The sequence below is a fragment of the Streptomyces sp. NPDC051738 genome (assembly GCF_044453205.1).
Taxonomy (GTDB): Bacteria; Actinomycetota; Actinomycetes; order Streptomycetales; family Streptomycetaceae; genus Streptomyces.
The window spans coordinates 141,284-161,026 of sequence record NZ_JBITCM010000021.1 but is presented as its reverse complement, the minus strand read 5'-3'; the positions used below and the strand labels follow the sequence as shown (position 1 = coordinate 161,026).

General features: G+C 71.3%; 19 protein-coding genes and 1 pseudogene. 11 read left to right on the top strand and 9 right to left on the bottom strand.

Annotated features, from left to right (window positions below; genetic code table 11):
• Nucleotides 1–114: 114 nt before the first annotated feature.
• Complete coding sequence (locus ACIA8X_RS37370; protein WP_393460405.1) at nucleotides 115–645, top strand: MarR family winged helix-turn-helix transcriptional regulator; 531 nt, start codon at nucleotides 115–117, stop codon at nucleotides 643–645.
• 17 nt (nucleotides 646–662) lie between these two features.
• Here ACIA8X_RS37370 and ACIA8X_RS37365 read toward each other — a convergent pair whose 3' ends face one another.
• A complete protein-coding gene (locus ACIA8X_RS37365) occupies nucleotides 663–1,859 on the bottom strand; it encodes an MFS transporter (RefSeq protein ID WP_393460402.1) in 1,197 nt (398 codons plus the stop codon).
• Nucleotides 1,860–1,913: 54 nt separating this feature from the next.
• Between ACIA8X_RS37365 and ACIA8X_RS37360 the strand changes: the two genes are divergently transcribed.
• The 4 genes from ACIA8X_RS37360 (at nucleotide 1,914) to ACIA8X_RS37345 (ending at nucleotide 6,051) form a co-directional block, all read left to right on the top strand.
• A complete protein-coding gene (locus tag ACIA8X_RS37360) occupies nucleotides 1,914–2,702 on the top strand; it encodes an AraC family transcriptional regulator (RefSeq protein WP_393460399.1) in 789 nt (262 codons plus the stop codon).
• Between the two features lie 73 nt (nucleotides 2,703–2,775).
• Complete coding sequence (locus tag ACIA8X_RS37355) at nucleotides 2,776–3,156, top strand: DoxX family protein (RefSeq protein ID WP_393460396.1); 381 nt, start codon at nucleotides 2,776–2,778, stop codon at nucleotides 3,154–3,156.
• Entirely contained in the window at nucleotides 3,153–3,611 is a 459-nt protein-coding gene (locus tag ACIA8X_RS37350; protein WP_393460393.1) for a peroxiredoxin, read from the top strand. The genes ACIA8X_RS37355 and ACIA8X_RS37350 overlap by 4 nt, the downstream gene beginning before the upstream one ends.
• 109 nt (nucleotides 3,612–3,720) lie before the next feature.
• Entirely contained in the window at nucleotides 3,721–6,051 is a 2,331-nt protein-coding gene (locus ACIA8X_RS37345) for a SpoIIE family protein phosphatase (RefSeq protein ID WP_393460521.1), read from the top strand.
• A 6-nt stretch (nucleotides 6,052–6,057) separates the two neighbouring features.
• Here ACIA8X_RS37345 and ACIA8X_RS37340 read toward each other — a convergent pair whose 3' ends face one another.
• From ACIA8X_RS37340 to ACIA8X_RS37330, 3 genes are all read right to left on the bottom strand, one after another.
• Nucleotides 6,058–6,492 (bottom strand): cupin domain-containing protein, encoded by a 435-nt coding sequence (locus ACIA8X_RS37340; RefSeq protein WP_399460177.1) that lies wholly within the window; start codon nucleotides 6,490–6,492, stop codon nucleotides 6,058–6,060.
• A gap of 124 nt (nucleotides 6,493–6,616) precedes the next feature.
• Nucleotides 6,617–7,228: a DNA polymerase ligase N-terminal domain-containing protein gene (locus ACIA8X_RS37335; protein WP_399460176.1), complete on the bottom strand. Its 612-nt coding sequence runs from the start codon at nucleotides 7,226–7,228 to the stop codon at nucleotides 6,617–6,619.
• A 55-nt stretch (nucleotides 7,229–7,283) separates the two neighbouring features.
• Entirely contained in the window at nucleotides 7,284–8,114 is an 831-nt protein-coding gene (locus tag ACIA8X_RS37330) for an aldo/keto reductase (protein WP_399460175.1), read from the bottom strand.
• Between the two features lie 95 nt (nucleotides 8,115–8,209).
• Here ACIA8X_RS37330 and ACIA8X_RS37325 point away from each other — a divergent pair, with 95 nt between their 5' ends.
• Together ACIA8X_RS37325 and ACIA8X_RS37320 are read left to right on the top strand one after the other, a co-directional pair.
• Nucleotides 8,210–9,274, top strand: a complete 1,065-nt coding sequence (locus tag ACIA8X_RS37325; RefSeq protein WP_399460174.1) for a LacI family DNA-binding transcriptional regulator — start codon at nucleotides 8,210–8,212, stop codon at nucleotides 9,272–9,274.
• Between the two features lie 57 nt (nucleotides 9,275–9,331).
• A pseudogene (locus ACIA8X_RS37320) lies at nucleotides 9,332–9,475 on the top strand (transcriptional regulator); the annotation flags it as partial.
• On the opposite strand, the gene ACIA8X_RS37315 reads toward ACIA8X_RS37320, so the two are convergent.
• The 4 genes from ACIA8X_RS37315 to ACIA8X_RS37300 are packed head-to-tail and all read right to left on the bottom strand — an operon-like array spanning nucleotide 9,438 to nucleotide 14,072.
• Nucleotides 9,438–10,838, bottom strand: a complete 1,401-nt coding sequence (locus tag ACIA8X_RS37315) for a glycoside hydrolase family 32 protein (protein ID WP_399460173.1) — start codon at nucleotides 10,836–10,838, stop codon at nucleotides 9,438–9,440. The pseudogene ACIA8X_RS37320 and the gene ACIA8X_RS37315 sit on opposite strands and share 38 nt — an antisense overlap.
• Entirely contained in the window at nucleotides 10,835–11,689 is an 855-nt protein-coding gene (locus ACIA8X_RS37310) for a carbohydrate ABC transporter permease (protein WP_399460172.1), read from the bottom strand. Before ACIA8X_RS37310 ends, ACIA8X_RS37315 begins: the two co-directional genes overlap by 4 nt.
• Before the next feature lie 14 nt (nucleotides 11,690–11,703).
• Entirely contained in the window at nucleotides 11,704–12,666 is a 963-nt protein-coding gene (locus ACIA8X_RS37305; RefSeq protein ID WP_399460171.1) for a carbohydrate ABC transporter permease, read from the bottom strand.
• Nucleotides 12,663–14,072, bottom strand: a complete 1,410-nt coding sequence (locus tag ACIA8X_RS37300) for an extracellular solute-binding protein (RefSeq protein ID WP_393460372.1) — start codon at nucleotides 14,070–14,072, stop codon at nucleotides 12,663–12,665. Before ACIA8X_RS37300 ends, ACIA8X_RS37305 begins: the two co-directional genes overlap by 4 nt.
• Before the next feature lie 274 nt (nucleotides 14,073–14,346).
• Here ACIA8X_RS37300 and ACIA8X_RS37295 point away from each other — a divergent pair, with 274 nt between their 5' ends.
• The 4 genes from ACIA8X_RS37295 to ACIA8X_RS37280 all read left to right on the top strand — a co-directional run bounded on the left by ACIA8X_RS37295 (nucleotide 14,347) and on the right by ACIA8X_RS37280 (nucleotide 18,710).
• The gene (locus ACIA8X_RS37295; protein ID WP_393460369.1) at nucleotides 14,347–15,903 is read left to right on the top strand and encodes a glycoside hydrolase family 32 protein; all 1,557 of its coding nucleotides are present in this window, start codon (nucleotides 14,347–14,349) and stop codon (nucleotides 15,901–15,903) included.
• Between the two features lie 14 nt (nucleotides 15,904–15,917).
• Nucleotides 15,918–16,526 (top strand): AAA family ATPase, encoded by a 609-nt coding sequence (locus ACIA8X_RS37290; protein ID WP_393460366.1) that lies wholly within the window; start codon nucleotides 15,918–15,920, stop codon nucleotides 16,524–16,526.
• Nucleotides 16,527–16,567: 41 nt separating this feature from the next.
• Nucleotides 16,568–17,653: a WD40 repeat domain-containing protein gene (locus ACIA8X_RS37285; RefSeq protein WP_393460363.1), complete on the top strand. Its 1,086-nt coding sequence runs from the start codon at nucleotides 16,568–16,570 to the stop codon at nucleotides 17,651–17,653.
• 82 nt (nucleotides 17,654–17,735) lie between these two features.
• The gene (locus ACIA8X_RS37280; protein ID WP_399460170.1) at nucleotides 17,736–18,710 is read left to right on the top strand and encodes a TauD/TfdA dioxygenase family protein; all 975 of its coding nucleotides are present in this window, start codon (nucleotides 17,736–17,738) and stop codon (nucleotides 18,708–18,710) included.
• A gap of 48 nt (nucleotides 18,711–18,758) precedes the next feature.
• Here ACIA8X_RS37280 and ACIA8X_RS37275 read toward each other — a convergent pair whose 3' ends face one another.
• Complete coding sequence (locus ACIA8X_RS37275) at nucleotides 18,759–19,637, bottom strand: alpha/beta fold hydrolase (RefSeq protein ID WP_399460197.1); 879 nt, start codon at nucleotides 19,635–19,637, stop codon at nucleotides 18,759–18,761.
• Between the last annotated feature and the right edge of the window lie 106 nt (nucleotides 19,638–19,743).

The window sequence follows — 19,743 nt, the reverse complement described above, 5'->3', positions numbered from 1 at the left end:
CGCCGCCCCCCCCCGCCCCCCCCGCCGGCCCGCGCGCCCCCCCCCCGGCGGGAGCGTCGGGCGGAGGCCCTCTGAATTAATTGAGTTACGCAACAAGATGGTAAAGTGGTGCCCATGTCCACACCACCGCTCCCCGAACTCCCCGACACACCCGCGTCCCCCGAAGTGGTCGAGATAGAGCGCGCCCTCACCCGCATCACCTACCTGAGCACGCGGGCCCGGCAGCACGACCGGCTGATGGCCCTGGCCGGCGTGCCGCTGGACCGGGCCGCCGTGGCGCTGCTGCGCCAGGTCGCCGACTCCGACTCACTGCGACCCGGGGAACTGGCCAACCGACTCGGTGTGGAGGCCTCGCACGTCACGCGCACGGTGCAGCAGCTGCAGAAGTCCGGGTACGTCACCCGCGTCCCCGACCCGCAGGACCGCCGCGCCCAGCGGATCGAGCTCACCGAGGCCGGCCGACAGGCCATCGACCGGGTCCGTGACGCCGGCGCGCGCGGTATGCAGCTCGCCCTGGAGGGCTGGACACCGGAGGAGCTGCGTCAACTGGCCACGCTCTTCCACCGCATGGTCGACGACTTCCTGTCCCACGCCATCGACGAGGACAGCGAACCACAGCAGGCGGCACCGGCCGGGACCGCCTGACGAGCCCCTCGCGCGGCTCACACCGACGTTGCGCGAGGGCGATCACCGTAGGCGTCCGGAGCCGGGGCCGCCCCTGCGGGCGCCGTCGGCTCCCGCAGCCCGCACAGCAGCAGCCGGCCCAGCACGGGCAGCGCGATCAGCGGCATGAGTGCCGTCCGCAGTGAAGTGGCGTCGGCCAGCGCACCGATCACCGGGGCGGCGAGACCGCCCACGCTCACGGTCAGCCCGAGCGTCACCCCGCTCGCCGTCCCCACCCGCCGGGGCAGATAGTCCTGGCCGAGCGTGATGTGCAGCGAGAACGGGACGTACAGACCGGCCGACGTCAGCGCCACGAACAGATACACCGCAGGCCCGGGCACGAGGATCACACCGGCCACCGCGAGTACCGTCAGCACATACGCATGGCGTACGACCACCAGCCGCCCGTACCGGTCGGCGAGCCGTCCCCCGGCCACCGTGCCCACCGCGCCGCCGACGTACAGCACACACAGCGCGACCATGCCGGCCACGTCCCCGCCGCCGGTCCGCAGGCTGACGTACAGCGAGACGAACGTGCTCAGCCCGACGAACACGATCGACCGGCACACGACGGCGCCGGACAGCCGCAGGAATGACCCCCAGTCGTCGGCGCCCGCGACCTCGCCCAGGTCGGCCCCGTCCCGGAGTCCGGCCGAGCGCACGGCCGCCGCGCACAGGGCCGCCCCCACGACGGCCGGGACGATCAGCAGGGGAGAGGCGCCCAGGCCTCCGGTGGCGACCACCGACGCCACCAGCAGGGGCGCGAGAGCGAAGCCGACGTTGCCGCCGAGGGAGAACCAGCCCATCGCCGTATGACTGCCCTGCGCGGCGGCGCGTGCGGCGCGGGCCGCCTCCGGGTGGTACGCGGCGACGCCGATCCCCGACACGGCCACCACCGCCAGCGTGAGCGCGTAGGAACCCATGACCCCGCTCAGCGCGACCCCGGCACCGCCCGTCAGCGCGCTGAGCGGCAGCAGCCACGGCATCGCCCAGCGGTCGGTGAGCGCCCCGAACAGCGGCTGCACCACCGACGACAACAGCGACGCGGCGAGCACGACACCCGAGGCGGCGGCATAGCTGTAGGCGCGCTCGGAAACGAAGTACGGGACAAGGGCCGCCACGGCGCCCTGGTACACGTCGACACAGGCGTGGCCCAGGGACAGCAGGGTGATGGCTCGGTTGCGTTTCGTGGACACCCTGCGATCGTCGCGGGGCACGGCGGTGTCCCGCTTTCGATAATCTGCCCAACTGTGTCGAACATCCGCCACACGAACGCTCGCCACGCGAGCATTCGCCACACACCGGCCGCGCCGACCCGCGCCCAGGTCCTCGCCGCCGGGGACCGTATCGACGCGCACCGGCACGACGACCACCAGATCGTCTACGCCGGCTCCGGCGTCCTCGCCGTCACCACCGACGCCGGCACCTGGTTCGCCCCCGGCAACCGCGCCATCTGGGTCCCCGCGGGCACCGTGCACGCGCATCGCGCCCACGGCCGCCTCGACCTGCACTTGGTCGGCCTGCCCGCCGAGAACAACCCGCTCGGCCTGGCCGCCCCCACCGTCCTCGCCGTCGGCCCGCTCCTGCGCGAGCTGATCCTCGCCTACACCCGCGACCCCGACGACGACAGCGCCGAGCGCCACCGCCTGCTCGCCGTCCTTCGCGACCAGCTGCGCGCCTCGCCCCAGCAGCCCCTGCGCCTGCCCACCCCCACGGATCCGCGTCTGGCCGCGGTCTGCGCGCTGGTCCACGCCGACCCGGCGGACTCCCGCACCCTCGCCGCCCTCGGCGCCGCGACCGGAGCGGGCGAGCGCACCCTCAGCCGGCTCTTCCGCCACGAGTTCGGCATGACCTTCCCGCAGTGGCGCACCCAGTCGCGCCTCTACCACGCGCTGCGCCTGCTCGCCGAGGACACGCCCGTCACGACCGTCGCCCACCGCTGCGGCTGGTCCTCCGCCAGCGCCTTCATCGACGTCTTCCACCGCTCCTTCGGCCACACCCCCGGAACCCACAACCGCCGCACCCAGCAGGGCGGGTGACCGGCCGGGGCGGATGACGGGCCGTGCCCTACCCTCCGGTAGCATCCGGCGGCAGGTCATCCAAGGAGGATCCGTGCCCCGGTCCCAACGCTCGCCCCTGCTGCTCGCCGGCCTGCTGGCCACCGCAGGCGTCGCCCACTTCGTAGCCCCCCGCCGATTCGACGAGACCGTGCCCCGCGCCCTGCCGGGCACGCCCCGCACCTGGACGTACGCCAGTGGCGCCGCCGAACTCGCACTGGCCGCCGGCCTGGCGCTGCCGCGCACCCGCAAGGCCGCCGCGCTGGCGACGGCGGCCTTCTTCGTCGGGGTGTTCCCCGCGAACGTGAAGATGGCCGCCGACTGGCGGCACCGCCCCGCGCCGCAGAAGGCCGCCGCCTTCGGCCGGCTGCCGCTGCAGATCCCCCTCGTCCTGTGGGCCCGCGGGGTCGCGAAGAACGCGGAGGACCGGGCATGAGCGCACAGCTGAAGGTCGGCGACAAGGTCGAGGACTTCGCGCTGCCGGACGAGACCGGCACCACCCGCAGCCTCACCGAGCTGCTCGCCGCGGGACCGGTGGTCCTCTTCTTCTACCCCGCCGCCCTCACCCCGGGCTGCACCGCGGAGGCCTGCCACTTCCGGGATCTCGCCGCCGAGTTCGCCGCCGTCGGCGCACGCCCAGTGGGCATCAGCGGTGACGCGGTCGACCGCCAGCAGGAGTTCGCCGACCGGCACACCCTCGGCATTCCGCTGCTGTCCGACGCCGACGGCACGGTCCGCGAGCGCTTCGGCGTGGCCCGCGGCTTCTCCCTGGCGCCGACCAAACGGGTCACCTTTGTCATAGGGCAGGACCGCACCGTCCTGGAGGTCGTCCGCAGCGAACTGCGGATGAACACCCACGCCGACCGGGCGCTGGCCGCACTGCGCAAGTGAGCGGACGGCCAGACGGGGCGGCGGCGGGTCCGATCGCCGCGGTTCCACGGGTGTAACCACCCGGGCGTCGCGGTTGATGTGGTGCGGCGCAGGACTCATGCTGGACGATATGGAGCGCGTCTCCGCTGTGGCGATCCTCGATGCCCAGGGTCTGGTCAAGGGGTGGAGCGAGGGTGCCCGGCGGGTGACCGGTCGCACCGCCGAGGAGGTCGTGGGACGGCCCGCGCGGGACCTGCTGGCCGAGGAACCGCCGCCCGCGTCCCTGGCCGCACTGACCGGCACCGTCGTCCTGCGCCACCGCGACGGCTCGGAGGTACCCCTCGTCCTGCGGGCGCACGCCGTGCTGGGCGAGGGCGGCGCACCCGACGGCTTCATGATCACCGGAGAGCCTCCGGGCGGCCCCGAGCCGACCCTGGCCGAGCAGGCCTTCCAGCAGGCCACGATGTCCATGTCGGTCTTCGACACCCAGCAGCGCTACCTGCGGCTCAACGACGTCGCCTGCCAGGTGATGGGCGTGCCCGAGGACGTCCTGATCGGCCGGCACTTCCCGGAAACCGTGGAGGACGCCAAGCACAGCCGCGGCTTCCACTGGCATCTGCGCCAGGTCGCGGAGACGGGCACGCCGGTCCGCTACGAGAGCTTCACCGGAGCCCCGGCCCTGAACCGGGAGCACGCCTGGAGCATCGAGATGTGGCCGGTGCGGGACACCTCCGGCGTCGTCATCGGAACGGCACTGGCGGCGTTCGACAGCTCCGACCAGTACTGGGCGCGACAGCGGCTGGCCCTGCTGAACGAGGCGGCGGCCGCCATCGGCACCACCCTGGACGTGGTGCGCACCGCCGAGGAGCTGGTCGGGGTCGTGGTGCCCCGGTTCTCCGACTTCGCCAGCGTGGACCTGTTCGACTGGGTGCTGGGCGCCGAGGAGCCGCCCGTGCTGTCCGGCACGGACATCGCCCTGCGCCGCGTCGCCCACGGCTCCGGCACCGAGGGCACCCCGGAAGCGGCCGTCCACCTCGGTGAGGTGGACTACTACCCGCCGTTCTCACCGCCGGCCCGGGCGATCCTGGAGAGCCGGGTGATCCAGAGCCAGGCCGGCGAGCCTGCGTTCATGCGGTGGATCGCCGAACGCAACGCCCGGGCCCCGGCCGGCCGGGGCCACCGGGTGGGCGCCCACTCGATGATGGCGGTGCCGCTGCGGGCCCGCGGCACCACACTCGGTGTCGCGGTGCTCGTGCGCATCAGACAGTCGGACGACTACGGCGAGGACGACGCCGTCTTCGCCGAGGAACTCGCCAGCCGGGCGGCCGTCTGCGTCGACAACGCCCGCCGCTTCGCCCGCGAACGCTCCACCGCCCTGTCCCTCCAGCACAACCTGCTGCCCCGGGGACTGCCCGGCCAGGCGGCCGTCGAGGTGGCCCACCGCTATCGGCCCTCCGGCTCACAGGCCGGCATCGGCGGCGACTGGTTCGACGTGATCCCGCTCTCCGGCAGCCGGGTCGCCCTCGTCGTCGGCGACGTCGTCGGACACGGCATCCCGTCGTCGGCCACCATGGGCCGCCTCTGCACGGCGGTGCGCACCCTCGCCGACGTGGACCTGCCGCCCGACGAACTCCTCACCCACCTCGACGACCTGGTCACCCACCTCGCCGGGGACGACACCGACGAGGTCGCCGAACTGGGCGCCACCTGCCTCTACTCCGTCTACGACCCGGTCACGCGCCGTCTCACCCTGGCCGCCGCCGGCCATCCGCCCCCGGTCCTCGTCCTGTCGGACGGCACCACACAGGTCGTCGAGATGAACGCCGGGCCCCCGCTCGGCGTCGGCGGGCTGCCCTTCGAGGCGATGGAGGTGGAACTGCCGGAGGGCTCCCTGGTCGCCCTGTACACGGACGGCCTCATCGAGGACCGTGACCGGGACATCGACCACGCCATCGCCGAGCTGTGCCATGCGCTGACCGCGCCCGCCGAGAGCCTCGACGCGCTGTGCGACGGCGTGCTCAAGGCCGTGTTGCCGGAGGACCCCAGCGACGACGTGGCCCTGCTGCTGGCCCGCACCCGGGCCCTGGGCGCGGACCGCATCGCCACCTGGGACGTCACCCCGGACCCCGAACACGTGGCGGCCACCCGGCAGGCGGCCACGGACCAACTGACCGCGTGGGGGCTGGACGAGGCGGCCTTCGTCACCGAACTCGTCGTCAGCGAACTCGTCACCAACGCCATCCGGTACGGCGCACCGCCCATCCAGCTCCGTCTGATCCGCGACCGCACCCTCATCTGCGAGGTCTCCGACGGCAGTTCCACCTCCCCCCACCTGCGCCGGGCCCACGCCTACGACGAGGGCGGGCGTGGACTGCTGCTGGTCGCCCAGCTCACCCAGCGCTGGGGGAGCCGGCAGACCGACAGTGGCAAGACGATCTGGGCCGAGCAGCAGCTGCCGTAGACGTGATCACTCGAACGGGCAGCCCGGGTTGGGCGCGTCCTGGGAGAACGGCGCGCCGTGCGGCAGCACATAGAGCACGTCGAGCACGACCGGCGTGTCGCCCTCGTTGCGGCCTATGTGCACGTTGCCGGGCCCGGCCGGCTCCTGGATGAAGCTGCCCTTCGGGTAGACGCCGTCCGAGGCGCAGGTGGAGTCGTAGTGGCTCAGCGTGCCCTGCTGCGTGAAGGCGTACAGCGGCCCGTCGTGGTAGTGCCAGCCGGTGGCCTGACCCGGCGGAATGGTGATCTCCCGGACGATGTAGTCGGTGTCGCCGACGGTCTTCTGACTGATGATCCGGCCGCTGACGCCCGGCCCGGGCGGAGTCGCCTGGGCGGGTCCGGCGACGAGGACGGTGGCGGCGGCCAGGGCGCCGGTGACGGCGATGCGGAGCGCGGGGCGCATGACGAGGTGCCTCCTGCGGCGAGAGTGATGTCGCCGTGAACATAGAGGCAGGGAAGGGTAGTTGAGGGCGGAACCACAACATCCGGCGAATTCGGGGGACCGCCGGACACCGCTTCGTCGCGGTTCACTCCTGGTCGCCGTCCGCGGCGACCTGGGCGAGCGTACGACCGGTCCGTACCGAACGGGCCCGGCGTGGATCGGGGGTGCCGTGTCCGCCCGCCCGCGTCTTGCCGGCCTTCACCAGCAGCCACGCCTCACGCTCACCGTCGAGGCCGTCGCGGAACCGGGTGAGCGCGTACTCCCCGTGCAGCTTCGACCCCCTCAGCCGGAACGTGGCATGACCCCGCTCGATCGACTCGCCGAAGTCGACGGGCCGCCCCCTGCGGTCATGGCTCAGCGGCTCGTACGTGCCGTTGTCCCAGACGATCACCGTGCCGCCCCCGTACTCGCCCTGCGCGATCACGCCCTCGAACTCCTCGTACTCCAGCGGATGATCCTCGGTGGGCATCGCGAGCCGCTTGTCGTGGGGATCGTCGGAGGGCCCCTTCGGCACCGACCAGGACTTCAGTACGTCGTCCACCTGCAACCGGAAGTCGAAGTGCAGGGTGCGGGCGTCATGGATCTGCACCACGAACCGCGGCTCGGGCCCGGAGGCCGCCGCGCTTCCCTCCGGCTCCCGCGTCCGCCCGAAGTCACGCTTGCCGCGATAGTCCCGCAGCCGGTCCTTCTCGCCCACGACCTCCTCCTTCCCGAACGCCCCGAGTACCCGCGACGGCGCCCGTAACCGCCGTTCAGAACTCCTCGTGCACCTCGGGGTCCCCGCCGAGCCGCCGATGCGCCCGGTCGGCGACGGCTTCCATCTGGGTGGCGTCCAGGGTGAAGCCGAAGACGTCGAGGTTCTCGCGCTGCCGCTCCCGGTTCGCGGACTTCGGGATGGGCAGGGCGCCCAGCTGGGTGTGCCAGCGCAGCACGACCTGGCCGGGAGTCACCTTGAGGGCGTCGGCGATGCCCTTGACGACGGCGTCCTCCAGCAGACTGCTGCCGCGCCCCAGCGGGCTCCAGCTCTCGATCAGGATGCCCTTGTCGGCGTGGAACGCGCGCAGCTCGTCCTGCGGGAACAACGGGTGCAGCTCGATCTGGTTGACGGACGGCAGGACCCCGGTCTCGCGCTCCAGCCGCTCGATGTGCCCGGCCGTGAAGTTGGAGACGCCGATCGACCGGACGAGGCCGTCCTCGCGCAGCTTGATCATGGCCTTCCAGGAGTCGACGTACTTGTCGACGCGGGGGAGCGGCCAGTGGATGAGGTACAGGTCGACGTAGTCCAGGCCCAGGCGGGCGCGGGACTCCTCGAAGGAGGCGAGGGTCTCCTCGTAGCCGTGGTGCCGGCCCGGGAGCTTCGTCGTCACGACGATCTCCTCGCGGGGCACGCCGCCGCTCGCGACGCCCCGGCCGACGCCGGTCTCGTTGCGGTAGTTCGTCGCCGTGTCCACGAGCCGGTACCCCAGCTCCAGGGCGCCGCGCACCGCCTGCTCGGCCCCCGCGTCGTCCATCGGCCAGGTGCCGAGGCCGAGGGCGGGGATCGTCGTACCGTCGTTGAGCGTGTGGGTCGGGATGCTGATCACTGCCGGACCTTCCCTTGACTGTGTCGTCCCTCCAGCGTCACGGATAGGGTGAGCCTTGATCAACCGGAACGGTGGGGGACGAGGCAGCTGACGTCATGGGCGGCACCGAGGAGAATCAGCCGACGGTACCGGCGCGTCCCACGTCACGGGACGTCGCCCGGCTTGCGGGCGTGTCGCACACCGCGGTCTCCTTCGTCTTCAACGGCCGCGCCGAGGGCAACCTCTCGCCCGCCACCCAGGAACGCATCCGCCAGGCAGCAGCCCAGCTCGGCTACCGCCCCGACCCGGTGGCCCGCGGCCTGCGCCGCCGCCGTACGGCCGTGATCGGCCTGGTCACCGACGAGATCGCCTCCTCGCCGTTCGCCGGCCGGCTGCTGCGGGGCGCCATGGAGACCGCCTGGGCCAGCGAGCACCTCGTCCTGACCATCGACTCCGGCGGCGATCCGGCCAAGGAGGACGCGGCCGTCGCCGAACTCCTCGACCGGCGTGTGGACGGCATCATCTACGCGGCCATGTCGCTGCGCAGCGTCCGTGTCCCCGAGGGCCTGCACCGCACCCACTCCGTCCTCGCCAACTGCCTCCCTGAGGACGACAGCCTGCCCGCCGTCGTCCCCGCCGAACGCGCCGGCGGCCGTACGTCGGCCAGACTGCTGCTGGACGAGGGACACCGCAGGGTCGCCATGGTGGGCGGCCAGGACGACCTCGCCTCCGTCGACCGCCTGCGCGGCTTCCGGGACGCGCTGCGCGCCGAGGGCATCACCGTCCCCAAGGAGTGGGTCGTACGGACCGGAGGCGAGATCAGCGGGGGCTACGAGGGCGCGACGCGCATCCTCGACGGCGTCCCCGCCGACCACCGCCCCACCGGCGTCTTCTGCTACAACGACCGGGTCGCGGCCGGCGTCCTGCACGCCGCGACCCGGCTCGGCATCGCCGTCCCCGCCGACCTGTCGGTGATCGGCTACGACGACCAGGAACACATGGCCGAGTTCCTCACCCCGCCCCTCACCAGCGTCGCACTGCCCCACCGGGCGATGGGCGAGGCCGCCGCACGGCTGCTCCTGGACGCCATCGACACGGGCCGCACGCCGCCCGCGACGGTGCGGCGCCTGGCCTGCCCGGTGATCAGCCGTGCGTCGGTGGGACCTGCTCCCAGCCGGTGACCGCTGCCACGGCACCCGTGAGGAGCAGCTCGGGCCGGTCGCCGGTAGACCCGCTCGCTGCCCCACCGGGCGATGGGCGAGGCCGCCGCACGGCTGCTCCTGGACGCCATCGACACGGGCCGCACGCCGCCCGCGACGGTGCGGCGCCTGGCCTGCCCGGTGATCAGCCGTGCGTCGGTGGGACCTGCTCCCAGCCGGTGACGGCTGCCACGGCACCCGTGAGGAGCAGCTCGGGTATGTCGTCCGGTCGCCGGTAGACCCGCTCGGTGACCGTCGCCCGGTCCCCGACGAACAGCTCCAGCAGTGAGCCGTCGACCAGGATCCGTACCTCGGCGGCCGGCCCTCGCACGACAATCGGCGCCGATCCCTCGGGCCCGGTCCGGGGCCAGTCGCCGCGGTCGAGTGTCACCGTGCCCGCGTCCGGGTCCAGTGCGACCGTCAGCTCCGCGCCGGTGGCGGACCGCAGCAGGCTCACGGTGGTCCGGCCCGTCGCGGTCACGGTCAGGTCGTACGCCTCCGGGAGCGGAGTGCGCCGGCCCGGCGCGGAGACGAACGGCTCGTCCGCACGCAGCAGTTCGAGCTCCGGAGCCGGTACGACCCGCAGGGCGCCGTCGGGATGGACGTCCACCACGCGCGGCGCGGTCAGGACACCGGCCCATCCGGCGCGATCGACCTCGCCCTGGTCGCGCGCCTCCCAGGACCACCCCCACAGCAGCGCCCGCTCCGGCTCCTGGAGCACGGCGGGCGCGTAGAAGTCCCGCCCGTGGTCCAGCCGTCCGCCGGTGCGGGCCACGAAGCGCAACTCGCCTTCGCCGCGAGGTTCAAGACGGCCCGTCAGATAACCAGTACCGCACGGGTCGCCGTCCCACAGCGACACCACCAGCACCCAGTCCCCGCCCGCGGTCTCGAAGAGCTGCGGGCACTCCCAGCCGACGGCCTTGTCCCCGAACACGTCCGCCGCGACCGGGTCGTTGCCGTCGAGCAGCACCCCGGCGAACCGCCAGTCGGCCAGGTCGTCGCAGTCGTACACCAGCACCGACGCAGTCCCGTCGGCGTGCCCCGCGCCGACCAGCGCCCACCGCCGCCCACCGCTCCTGAACACGAACGGGTCGCGGAACATCACCACGTCCAGGTCGGCGGGCGGGCCGGTCACGACGGGGGTGGGCCGCGGCCTCCAGTCGGTGAGCGTCTCGTCCTCCGGCACCAGCGCCCGCGCCAGGCAGATCGAGCCCAGGCCGGTGTGATGCCGGTCGACGCCGGTGTACACGGCCGTCGGCACGCCGTCGTCGTCGACCACACAGCCCGACCAGCAGCCCGCCTCGTCCGGGCCGCCGGGCGTGGGAGCGAGCGCGATCGGGTGGTGCTCCCAGTGGACGAGGTCGTGGCTGGAGACATGGCCCCAGTGGACGTTCGCATGCACCGGCGCGGCGGGGTTGTGCTGGTAGAAGAGGTGGTGGCGGCCCCGCCACTGGAACGGACCGTTCGGGTCGTTGATCCAGTTGGCGGGGGGACGGACCCGGAAGCGCGGGGCACTGGGATCCGTGGACTGAGCGGTGAGGCTCAACGGTTGACTCCTGCGGACGTGATGCCCTCACGCAGAGGGCGCTGACCGACGACGAACACGACGACGGCGGGGATCATGGACAGGACGACACCGGCGAGCACCACCGAGATGGAGCCGGTGCCCAGGTTGCCCTGGAGGGAGACCAGACCCAGGGGGAGGGTGTAGTTCTGGCCGGAGGTCTCCAGGATCAGCGGCCGGAAGAACTCGTTCCAGTGGTAGTTGAAGGCCAGCACACCGACGATCGCGAGACCGGGCGCGGCCAGCGGTGCGTACACGGACCGGAAGATCCGCCAGGGCCCGCAGCCGTCCAGCATCGCCGCCTCGCCCAGGTCCTTGGGCATGCCCAGGAAGTACTGGCGCATCAGGAACGTCCCGAAGGCGGTCGGGAAGGCCGGGATGATCAGACCGAGCAGGGTGTCGGTCAGGCCCATCGACTTCAGCACCAGGAACACCGGCACGATCGTGACCTGGAGCGGCACCATCATGGTCGCCAGCACCAGCCCGAACAGCGGCTTCTTGAACCGGAACTCGAGGCGGGCGAAGGCGTATCCCGCCAGCCCGGCGGTGATCATCTGGCCCACTGCGATCAGCGCCGTCACCAGTGTCGAGTTGAGGGCGAGCAGCCATACGTCGATCTGGTCGAAGACCCCGCGGTACGACTCCACGGTGGGGTCCGTCGGGATGATCTTCGGGGGCAGGTCGAAGGACTCGGCCGGGACGCGCAGGGACGTGGAGACGGTCCAGATGACCGGCCCCAGGGTCAGCAGCGCGCACACGGCCAGCGTGGCGATCCGCGCCCACGGTGTGAGCGAGTGCCGGGCACGGCTGAGGTTCATCGTCGCTTGGCTCATGGGACTCACCCGGCTCACTGGTAGTGGACGAAACGCCGGCTGAGCCGGAACTGGAGGGCGGTGACCGCCATGATCAGCACGAAGAGCAGCACGCCCACCGCGGACGCCTCGCCGAAGCGGAGCTGCTCGAAGGCGCTCTCGTAGATGACCATCACCACGGTGCGGGTGGCGTCGCCGGGCCCGCCGTTGGTGAGGACGTACGGCTGCTCGAAGACCTGGAGCGCGTTGATGATGCCGACCACCGACGCGACCAGCAGCGTGGGCGACAGCAGCGGGAGGGTGATGGTGAGGTGCTTGCGCAGGCCCGTCGCGCCGTCGAGGGAGGCGGCCTCGTGGATCTCCTTCGGGATGTTGTTGAGACCCCCGACGAACAGCAGGAACGAGAAGCCGAACTGCTGCCAGACGTAGACCAGGATGACCGTGGCCATCGCCGCGTTCTCGGACGTCAGCCACGGCACCGGAGCGATCCCGACCAGTCCCAGCAGCCAGTTGACGACCCCGAAGTCCTGGTTGAACAGGTACTTCATCACCACCGAGATCGACGCGGCGGACAGCACCAGCGGGAAGAAGAACGCCGACCGGAACACCGAGCGCAGCCACCCGGGCATCCGCCCGTTCACCGCCAGGGCCAGCACCAGGGCGACGAGGAGCTGGAGCGCGACCGCGAACACCATGAACACGAGCGTGTTGCCGAAGGAGACCAGCACGGTCGAATCGCCGAAGACCTCACGGTAGTTGGCGGCCCCGGCGAAGCTCGGGGAGTCGATGACGTTCCAGTGGAACAGGCTCAGCACCACCGAGCCGACGATCGGGAGGACCGTGAAGACGACGATGCCGACGATCGTCGGCGCCAGGAACAGCGTCGCCAGCAGCCGGGTGCCGCGGTCACGGGCGGAGGGCCCGGACGCGGGGGCGGGCGCGCTCCGTGCCGCGGTCCGCTGTTTCGGCCGTACGGCGGGTATCCGGGTGTTCGTCATACGTCACGCTCCATGGCCTTCTCCAGATCGCTCTGCATCCGCCGCAGCGCGGGGGCCACCGCACGCCGGGAGGCCAGGGCGGTACCGGTGTGCTTCAGCAGCACCTGCTCGACCTCCGCGACCTGCGGCGGCGCGGGGATCGGCCCGGTGTCGGGGAACTTGTCGAGGGTGTCGTAGAAGACCTGCCAGCGGTTCGGGCCGGTCTCGCGGTAGCGGTCGGCGGTGAGCATCGAGCGGCGGGCCGGGGTGGTCTGGTTCGTCGTGAACAACCGCGTCAGGGTGTCCCTGCGGGCGGCGTACTTGATGAACTCCCAGGCCTCCTCCTGCCGCTTCGACGTGCGCAGCAGCGCGTAGCCGGCGGCGCCGAACTGCATGCGCTGGGTGCGCCAGCGGGGGAAGTACTGCGTGTCGAACGCGCCTGACTTCATCCCCGCAATGTGCAGCCCGCCCGCCCAGAAGCCGCCCGCGGGCGTGACACCGACCCGGCCGGTGGAGAACACGCCGATGAGGTTCTGTCCGTTGCCCCCCTCGGGCCGGTTGCACAGATCCTCCTCGATGAGGGAGGCGAGATAGTCGTACGCCTCCTCCACGCGCGATTCGGTGGCCTGCGGGGTGGTCCACCGGAAACCGCCGCCGCGTCCCTCCCGCTGGGCGGCCGGATAGAAGGAGTCCCACAGCCAGGCGCCGCCGGGCGCCTTGGACTCGGAGAGGAGGTTCGTGTCGTTGGCGAACAGCCACGGCACCACGCCGCCCCACAGCCGGTTGGTCCAGAAGTACGGCGTGAACTGCGAGCCGCTCGCCTTCTTCATGTCGCGCAGCAGCGCGGTGAAGTCGTCGCGGGTCCAGTCGGGGGCCGGGAAGTCCGCGCCCGCGCGCTTCAGCACCTGGTCGTTGAGGTAGATGTCGGCCGCGTTGAACTCGACCGGCAGCTGGTAGAGGCTCCCCTCGTACATCATCGACTCCACCAGCGAGGGATGGACGTCGGCGAAGTACTCGCGCAGCTCCTCGGCGTCCCGCTTGACCCAGCGGTCCAACGGGACGCCGAGGCGCTGCGCGAACAGCTGGACGCCCTCGGTGGCGACGTAGACGAGGTCGGGCGCGGTGCCCGCCGCGATCTGGGTGAGGATCTTCGCGAAGAAGTCCGACCAGTCGACGGCCTGCACGGCGTTGATCCGCAGCTTGATGTCGGGGTGGACCTTCTTGAAGCCCTCGGTGAGCGACCGGATGGCCTCCGGTCCGTAGGCGGGGCCGAGGGTGGCGACGACGAGGGAGCCGTCGTCCCGCCCGGGTATGTCGGCTCCGGTGAGCCGGTCCCAACTGGCGGCGGTACCGGCCAGCGCGGCGGCTCCCGCGCCGTAGGCGCCGTACCGCAGCAGGGTGCGGCGGGTGAGATGCGAGTCGGTCATCCAACGTGCCTAACTCGTGTTAGCCAGAATCTGATGCCCAGATGATGTGAAGGGCATCCCGGCCCTGTCAAGGGTTGCGAACGGCATGACCTTTAACGAGTTAGGTATTGACCTTTAACGAGTTAGGCCTCACAGTTCCGATCCGGGCCGACCGTTCGGGATTGGACGACTCCGGTTCTGGTGGGCCAGTTCTGATCCGGTTCGGATCTCCATGAGCCGCAGTCCTGACGATGTCGTCAGGGAGAGGAGCCGCACTGTGCGTGGCATATCCGGTATGCCTGGAATATCCAGGAGGTCGCTGTTCATCGCCTCGGCCGTGGGCGCGGCCGGCGCCTTACTTCCCGCCGGGCCGAGATCCTCGTCGGCGGCGGCCGCGACGGTTGCCGCCTGCACCGGCAGCTACCGCGCCGAGTACCACTTCACGGTCCCCGACCAGTGGATGAACGACCCGCAGCGGCCGGTGTGGATCGACGGTGAGTACCACTACTACTACCTCTACAACCCCGACTACTCGACGGGCGGCACGACCGCCGGCACGGCCTGGCGCCTGGCCACCAGCACCGACCTGGTCTCCTTCACCGACCGCGGGATCGCCGTGCCGAAGGACACCACCCCCAACGGTGATGTCTGGTCCGGTTCGGCGGTGATCGACACCGACAACACGGCGGGCTTCGGTGCGGGTGCGGTGATCGTCCTCGCCACCATGGCGCCCGACGACGGCGCACAGGCGCAGTACCTGTACTACTCGACCGACGGCGGCCGCACGTTCACCAACCACGGCACCGCTCCGGTCCTGCCCAACCCCGGCGTCCGGGACTTCCGCGATCCCAAGGTCATCCGCGATGAGGAACGCGGGCGCTGGGTGATGGCCCTCGCCGAGAACGACAAAGTGGGCTTCTACCACTCCTCCGACCTCAAGTCGTGGACGTACGTCGGCGGCTTCATCAAGGGCGGGATCGGCGTGCTGGAGTGCCCGGACCTGTTCCGCATCCGGGCGGCGGACGGCACCTGGAAGTGGGTGCTGGGCGTGAGCGCCAACGGGAAGGGATCCGGGCTGCCGAGCACGTACGCCTACTGGACGGGGTCCTTCGACGGCACCACGTTCACGCCCGACCTGAGCGATCCGCAGTGGCTCGACCACGGTTGGGACTGGTACGCGGCCGTCACCTTCGAGAAGCGGGACGCCGACGGCACGCTCGACCCGGCGGCGCGGTACGCGATCGGCTGGCTGAACCACTGGGACTACGCCAACACCACGCCCACCATCGAGTGCGACGGCTTCAACGGCACCGACTCGATCGTCCGCGAGGTCACGCTGAAGCGTGCGGCGGACGGCTCGTACCATCTCGCCTCCCAGCCGGTCGCCGGTCTCGACGCCCACGTCTCCCGCACGGTCGACCTCGGCGACCTGGAGGTCGACGGGACCCTCCTGCTCGACTACACGGGCACCGCGTACGAGGTGTCCACCGACATCACCTGGGACCAACTGAGCGGCGCGGGGCTCCAGTTGAGGCGCTCCTCCGACGGCGGACGCCACATCGACGCCGGAATCTACGGCGACTACGCCTTCGTCAACCGCGGATACACCGTGAGCCCTGACAGCAGCGGCCAGTGGAAGGAGAGCCGGAGCCCCTTCGACGCGTCCGCGGGCACAGTGAGACTGCGCATTCTGATCGACCGTACGTCCATCGAGATGTTCGTGGACGACGGCCGGTACGTGCACTCGACCGAGGCCTTCCCGGATCCGGCCGACACCGGGCTCGCGCTGTTCACGATCGACGGCACGGCGGTGTTCCGGAACACGGTGATACGGGAGTTCACGGTGCGTTGATTAGGGTCGTCGGCATGCGGGATCTGCGCGTGGTGCTCATCGGGGGAACGTCCCACACCGGCAAGTCGACCGTCGCCCGGGCCGTCGCGGAGCGGCTCGGGTTCGACTGCCGCTCGACGGACAAGCTGGCCCGGCACCCCGGGCGGCCCTGGCAGTCGCCGGAGTGGGACCCGCCGCCGCATGTCGCCGAGCACTACGCCACCCTCGACGTCGACGAACTGATCCGCTCTGTACTCGACCACTACGGGCGCCTGTGGCCGCGCATCGAGGAGCTGATCACCGACCGGGCGGGCGGCGACGGCCCCAGCCTGGTCCTGGAGGGCTCCGCGCTGTGGCCCGCCCGCGTGGCCGCAATGACGACCGTTCCCGGCACACGGGCGCTGTGGCTCACGGCGGACGAGGCGGTGCTGCGCGAGCGCATGCGGGCGTCGGCCCGCTACGAGGAACTGGCGGACGAGGAGCGGTACTTGGTGGACAAGTTCCTCGCCCGTGCGGAGCGCTTCCAGTCGCTGATGTCGCAGGGCGTGGACGCGCACGGGCTGATTCGCGTCGACACGGGTGAGCGCTCGGTGGGGGAGTTGGTGGAGGCGGTGCTGACGCATGTGGGTGCGGCGGTGAGGTGACGGCAACTGGGCTGTCAGTGTTGGGAGTTAGGGTCCCGCGCATGACTGATGATCGAATGCTGCGTCACTTCTCCGGCCACACCCATGACCGTAGCCACGACACCCTTCCTGTCATGGAGGTGGACGGTGCTCTCGTCTCGGTCAGCGCCGGCTACGACGGGAGCCTGTGGACCTGCGACCTCACCGGTGGTGCCTGCGCCGAGCGTCCCCTGGAGCTCGACGCCGCCGGACCGGAGGACGCCTGGTACTACGAGAACGGCGTGTGGGACGAGGACGACCCCGACGACGGTGACAGGCCGCAGTTCGAAGCGGACGATGTCGTCTCCGTCCTGACGGCGGCGCATCTGGACGGGCGTCCTGTGGTCGTGACCGGCGGCGGCCGGTTCGATCTGTCGATTCCCGAGGAGTGGGACCTGATCGGAGGGGCGGTGCGGGTCTGGGATCTGCGCACCGGGCGCAAGATCGGCAAGACGCTGACCGGTCATGGTCTGGGCGTCTGCTCGCTCACCACCGTGGCGTCCGACCAGGGGCTGATCGCCGTCAGCAGCTGCGAGGAAGGCAGGCTGCTGGCCTGGAATCTGACTCGGGAAGGTGAACAGGTCGCGGAAATCGAGGGCAGTTACAACGGAGGGATGGGAGCCGGTCTCGTCGACGGCCGACCGGTCGCCGTCACCGGTGGCCACGACGACTTCCTTCAGGCCTGGGACCTCTTCAGTGGGGAACAGATAGGCAAGAACCTCACCGGTATCGATCCGGTGGTGCGGGCCATCGCGATCACCGAGGTGAACGGCCGGACCGTGGTGGTGGCCAGCGGTGACGCCTGGAACAAGAGCGCGGTGCACATGTGGGACCTCACCACTCAGGAGCCGATCGGAGCACCGATGACCGGGCACACCGACAGCATCCAGACTCTGGGCACCGCGACCGTCGCAGGCCGCACGATCGCCGTGACCGGCAGCAATGACGGCACCACCAGGCTGTGGGATCTGGCCGGCGGTGAGCAGATCGGAGACCCGCTCACCGGCCGCCATCTCCAGATGATCACCGAAACAGCAGGAACCCCCGTCGCCGTCACGACCTCTCAGGGCGGCGTCAGCGTGTGGGACTTGGCTGTCTCCACCAGCTAGTCGCCACGCCCGCCGAACCCTGTCACGATCTTCCTGGAACCGGCTCGGACCGGAGCCGGTGCGGACGATCGACGGAGTGCGCATGACGACGGACAGGGCCACCGCGGAGGGGACGGAGCAGGTCGCGGGGATCGAGGTGAAACCGGTCGCCGGGCACATCGGGGCGGAGATCACGGGCGTCGACCTGGCCGACGAGCTGGACGACGCCGTGGTCGGCGCGATCCGGGCGGCGGTGCTGCGCTGGAAGGTCGTGTTCTTCCGCGGACAGCGGCTTGATCACGCCGGGCACGTGGCCTTCGCGCGCCGGTTCGGCGAACCGGTCGTCCTGCGCAAGCGGGGGAGCGCCTCCCCGGCTGACTTCCCCGAGATCGAGACGACCGCCGACCGGCTGGAGCTGGGCGGGAAGTTCGGCATGGAGCACGACGAGTGGCTGCGACGGCGCCGCCACACCCTGCTGCGCGGCTGGCACTGCGACCACGGCGCCCGTATCGACCCGCCCGCCGCGACGATCCTGCGTGCCGAGACCGTACCTCCGTACGGCGGCGACACCACCTGGTCGAACCTCGCGGCCGCGTACGCCGGACTCTCCGGCCCGATGCGGGAGTTCGTGGACGGCCTGCGGGCCGAGCACCGCCTCGGCGTCGGCTACCAGCCCCGGCCCGGCGACGACGCGTACGTCCGTCACCTGCTGGACCATCAAGTCGCCTCGCTGCATCCCCTGGTGCGGGTCCATCCGGAGACGGGGGAGCGGGTGCTCTACGTCAACGGCTACTACGTCGAGCAGATCGCCGACCTCTCGCGGGCCGAGAGCCGGGCGATCCTCGACATGCTGCTGGAGCAGGCCGTGCGGCCGGAGTACACGGTCCGCTTCCGCTGGGAGCCCGGCAGCGTGGCCTTCTGGGACAACCGGGCCACCATCCACCTCGCCCCGAGCGACAACGCCCACCTCGACTTCCCCCGGACCATGCACCGGGTGATGCTCGCCGGTGACGTGCCGGTCGGGGTGGACGGCAAACCGTCGGAGCCGATCACCGGGACCGAACCGGGGCGCTGGTAGCCCACGCCGGGTGTCCGGCCCACGGCGGGGGCCCGGACGCCTCGTGGTTCAGCGGGTGAGCAGTTCCCGCAATGCCTTCGCGATGTCGTCCGGCGCCTCCTCGGCCATGAAGTGACCGAAGCCGACCGTGGTGTGCCACAGATCCGGCGCCCAGGCACGCCACAGCGCGGCGGCGTCGAAGCCGAGGGCCGCGCCCCAGTCCTGCTGGAGCACACTGACCGGCATCCGCAGCGTGCCTCCCGCCGCCCGGTCGGCCCGGTCGTGCTCGATGTCGATGCCGGCGGAGGCCCGGTAGTCGGCGACGATGGAGGGCACCGCCGCACGGCAGGCCGCCAGGTAGGCGTCGCGAACCTCCGGTGGAATGGCCGCTCGGTCGGTCGTCCAGATGTCGAGGAAGTGGCCGAAGAAGGCGTCCGGGGCGGCGCCGATCATGCGCTCGGGCAGGCCCGGCGGCTGGGCCATCAGGTAGAGGTGGAAGCCGACGGCGGCGGTGACGCCGTGCATCACCTCCCACATGTCGAGGGTCGGCAGGACGTCGAGGCATGCCAGATGAGTGATCGTGCCGGGATGGTCGAGCGCGGCACGGAAGGCCACCAGGGCGCCCCGGTCGTGCCCGGCCAACGCGAAGCGCTCATGGCCGAGTTGACGGGCGAGGGCCACGATGTCCGCGGCCATGGTGCGCTTGGCATAGACGGTGCCGTCGGTCTCCGCGGGCTTGTCGGAGGCGCCGTAGCCGCGCAGGTCCGGGCAGATCACCGTGTGGTCGGACGCGAGGTCGACGGCCACATGGCGCCACATCAGGTGGGTCTGCGGAAAGCCGTGCAGCAGGACGACGGGCGGGCCGGAGCCGCCGACGGCCGTGTGCAGGCGGACTCCGTCGGCGACGGGGACGCGGTGATGATCGAAGCCGGCGATGACAGGGGCCATGGTCGCGCTCCTTACGGTCATGGCTGCGCTCCTTGCCGATGCGCAACGATGGGCGGTGCAGGATGCCTCTTGGAGGATCTTGTTCCTCGATCCTCCCGGGAGCGGA

Excerpts from the sequence above, each read along its gene's own strand:
- ACIA8X_RS37370 (WP_393460405.1), top strand. The coding sequence starts at position 115 with ATGTCCACACCACCGCTCCCCGAACTCCCCGACACACCCGCGTCCCCC.
- ACIA8X_RS37350 (WP_393460393.1), top strand. The coding sequence starts at position 3,153 with ATGAGCGCACAGCTGAAGGTCGGCGACAAGGTCGAGGACTTCGCGCTG.
- ACIA8X_RS37345 (WP_393460521.1), top strand. The coding sequence starts at position 3,721 with ATGGAGCGCGTCTCCGCTGTGGCGATCCTCGATGCCCAGGGTCTGGTC.
- ACIA8X_RS37340 (WP_399460177.1), bottom strand. The coding sequence starts at position 6,492 with ATGCGCCCCGCGCTCCGCATCGCCGTCACCGGCGCCCTGGCCGCCGCC.
- ACIA8X_RS37325 (WP_399460174.1), top strand. The coding sequence starts at position 8,210 with ATGGGCGGCACCGAGGAGAATCAGCCGACGGTACCGGCGCGTCCCACG.
- ACIA8X_RS37310 (WP_399460172.1), bottom strand. The coding sequence starts at position 11,689 with ATGAGCCAAGCGACGATGAACCTCAGCCGTGCCCGGCACTCGCTCACA.
- ACIA8X_RS37305 (WP_399460171.1), bottom strand. The coding sequence starts at position 12,666 with ATGACGAACACCCGGATACCCGCCGTACGGCCGAAACAGCGGACCGCG.
- ACIA8X_RS37300 (WP_393460372.1), bottom strand. The coding sequence starts at position 14,072 with ATGACCGACTCGCATCTCACCCGCCGCACCCTGCTGCGGTACGGCGCC.
- ACIA8X_RS37295 (WP_393460369.1), top strand. The coding sequence starts at position 14,347 with ATGCCTGGAATATCCAGGAGGTCGCTGTTCATCGCCTCGGCCGTGGGC.
- ACIA8X_RS37290 (WP_393460366.1), top strand. The coding sequence starts at position 15,918 with ATGCGGGATCTGCGCGTGGTGCTCATCGGGGGAACGTCCCACACCGGC.
- ACIA8X_RS37285 (WP_393460363.1), top strand. The coding sequence starts at position 16,568 with ATGACTGATGATCGAATGCTGCGTCACTTCTCCGGCCACACCCATGAC.
- ACIA8X_RS37280 (WP_399460170.1), top strand. The coding sequence starts at position 17,736 with ATGACGACGGACAGGGCCACCGCGGAGGGGACGGAGCAGGTCGCGGGG.
- ACIA8X_RS37275 (WP_399460197.1), bottom strand. The coding sequence starts at position 19,637 with ATGGCCCCTGTCATCGCCGGCTTCGATCATCACCGCGTCCCCGTCGCC.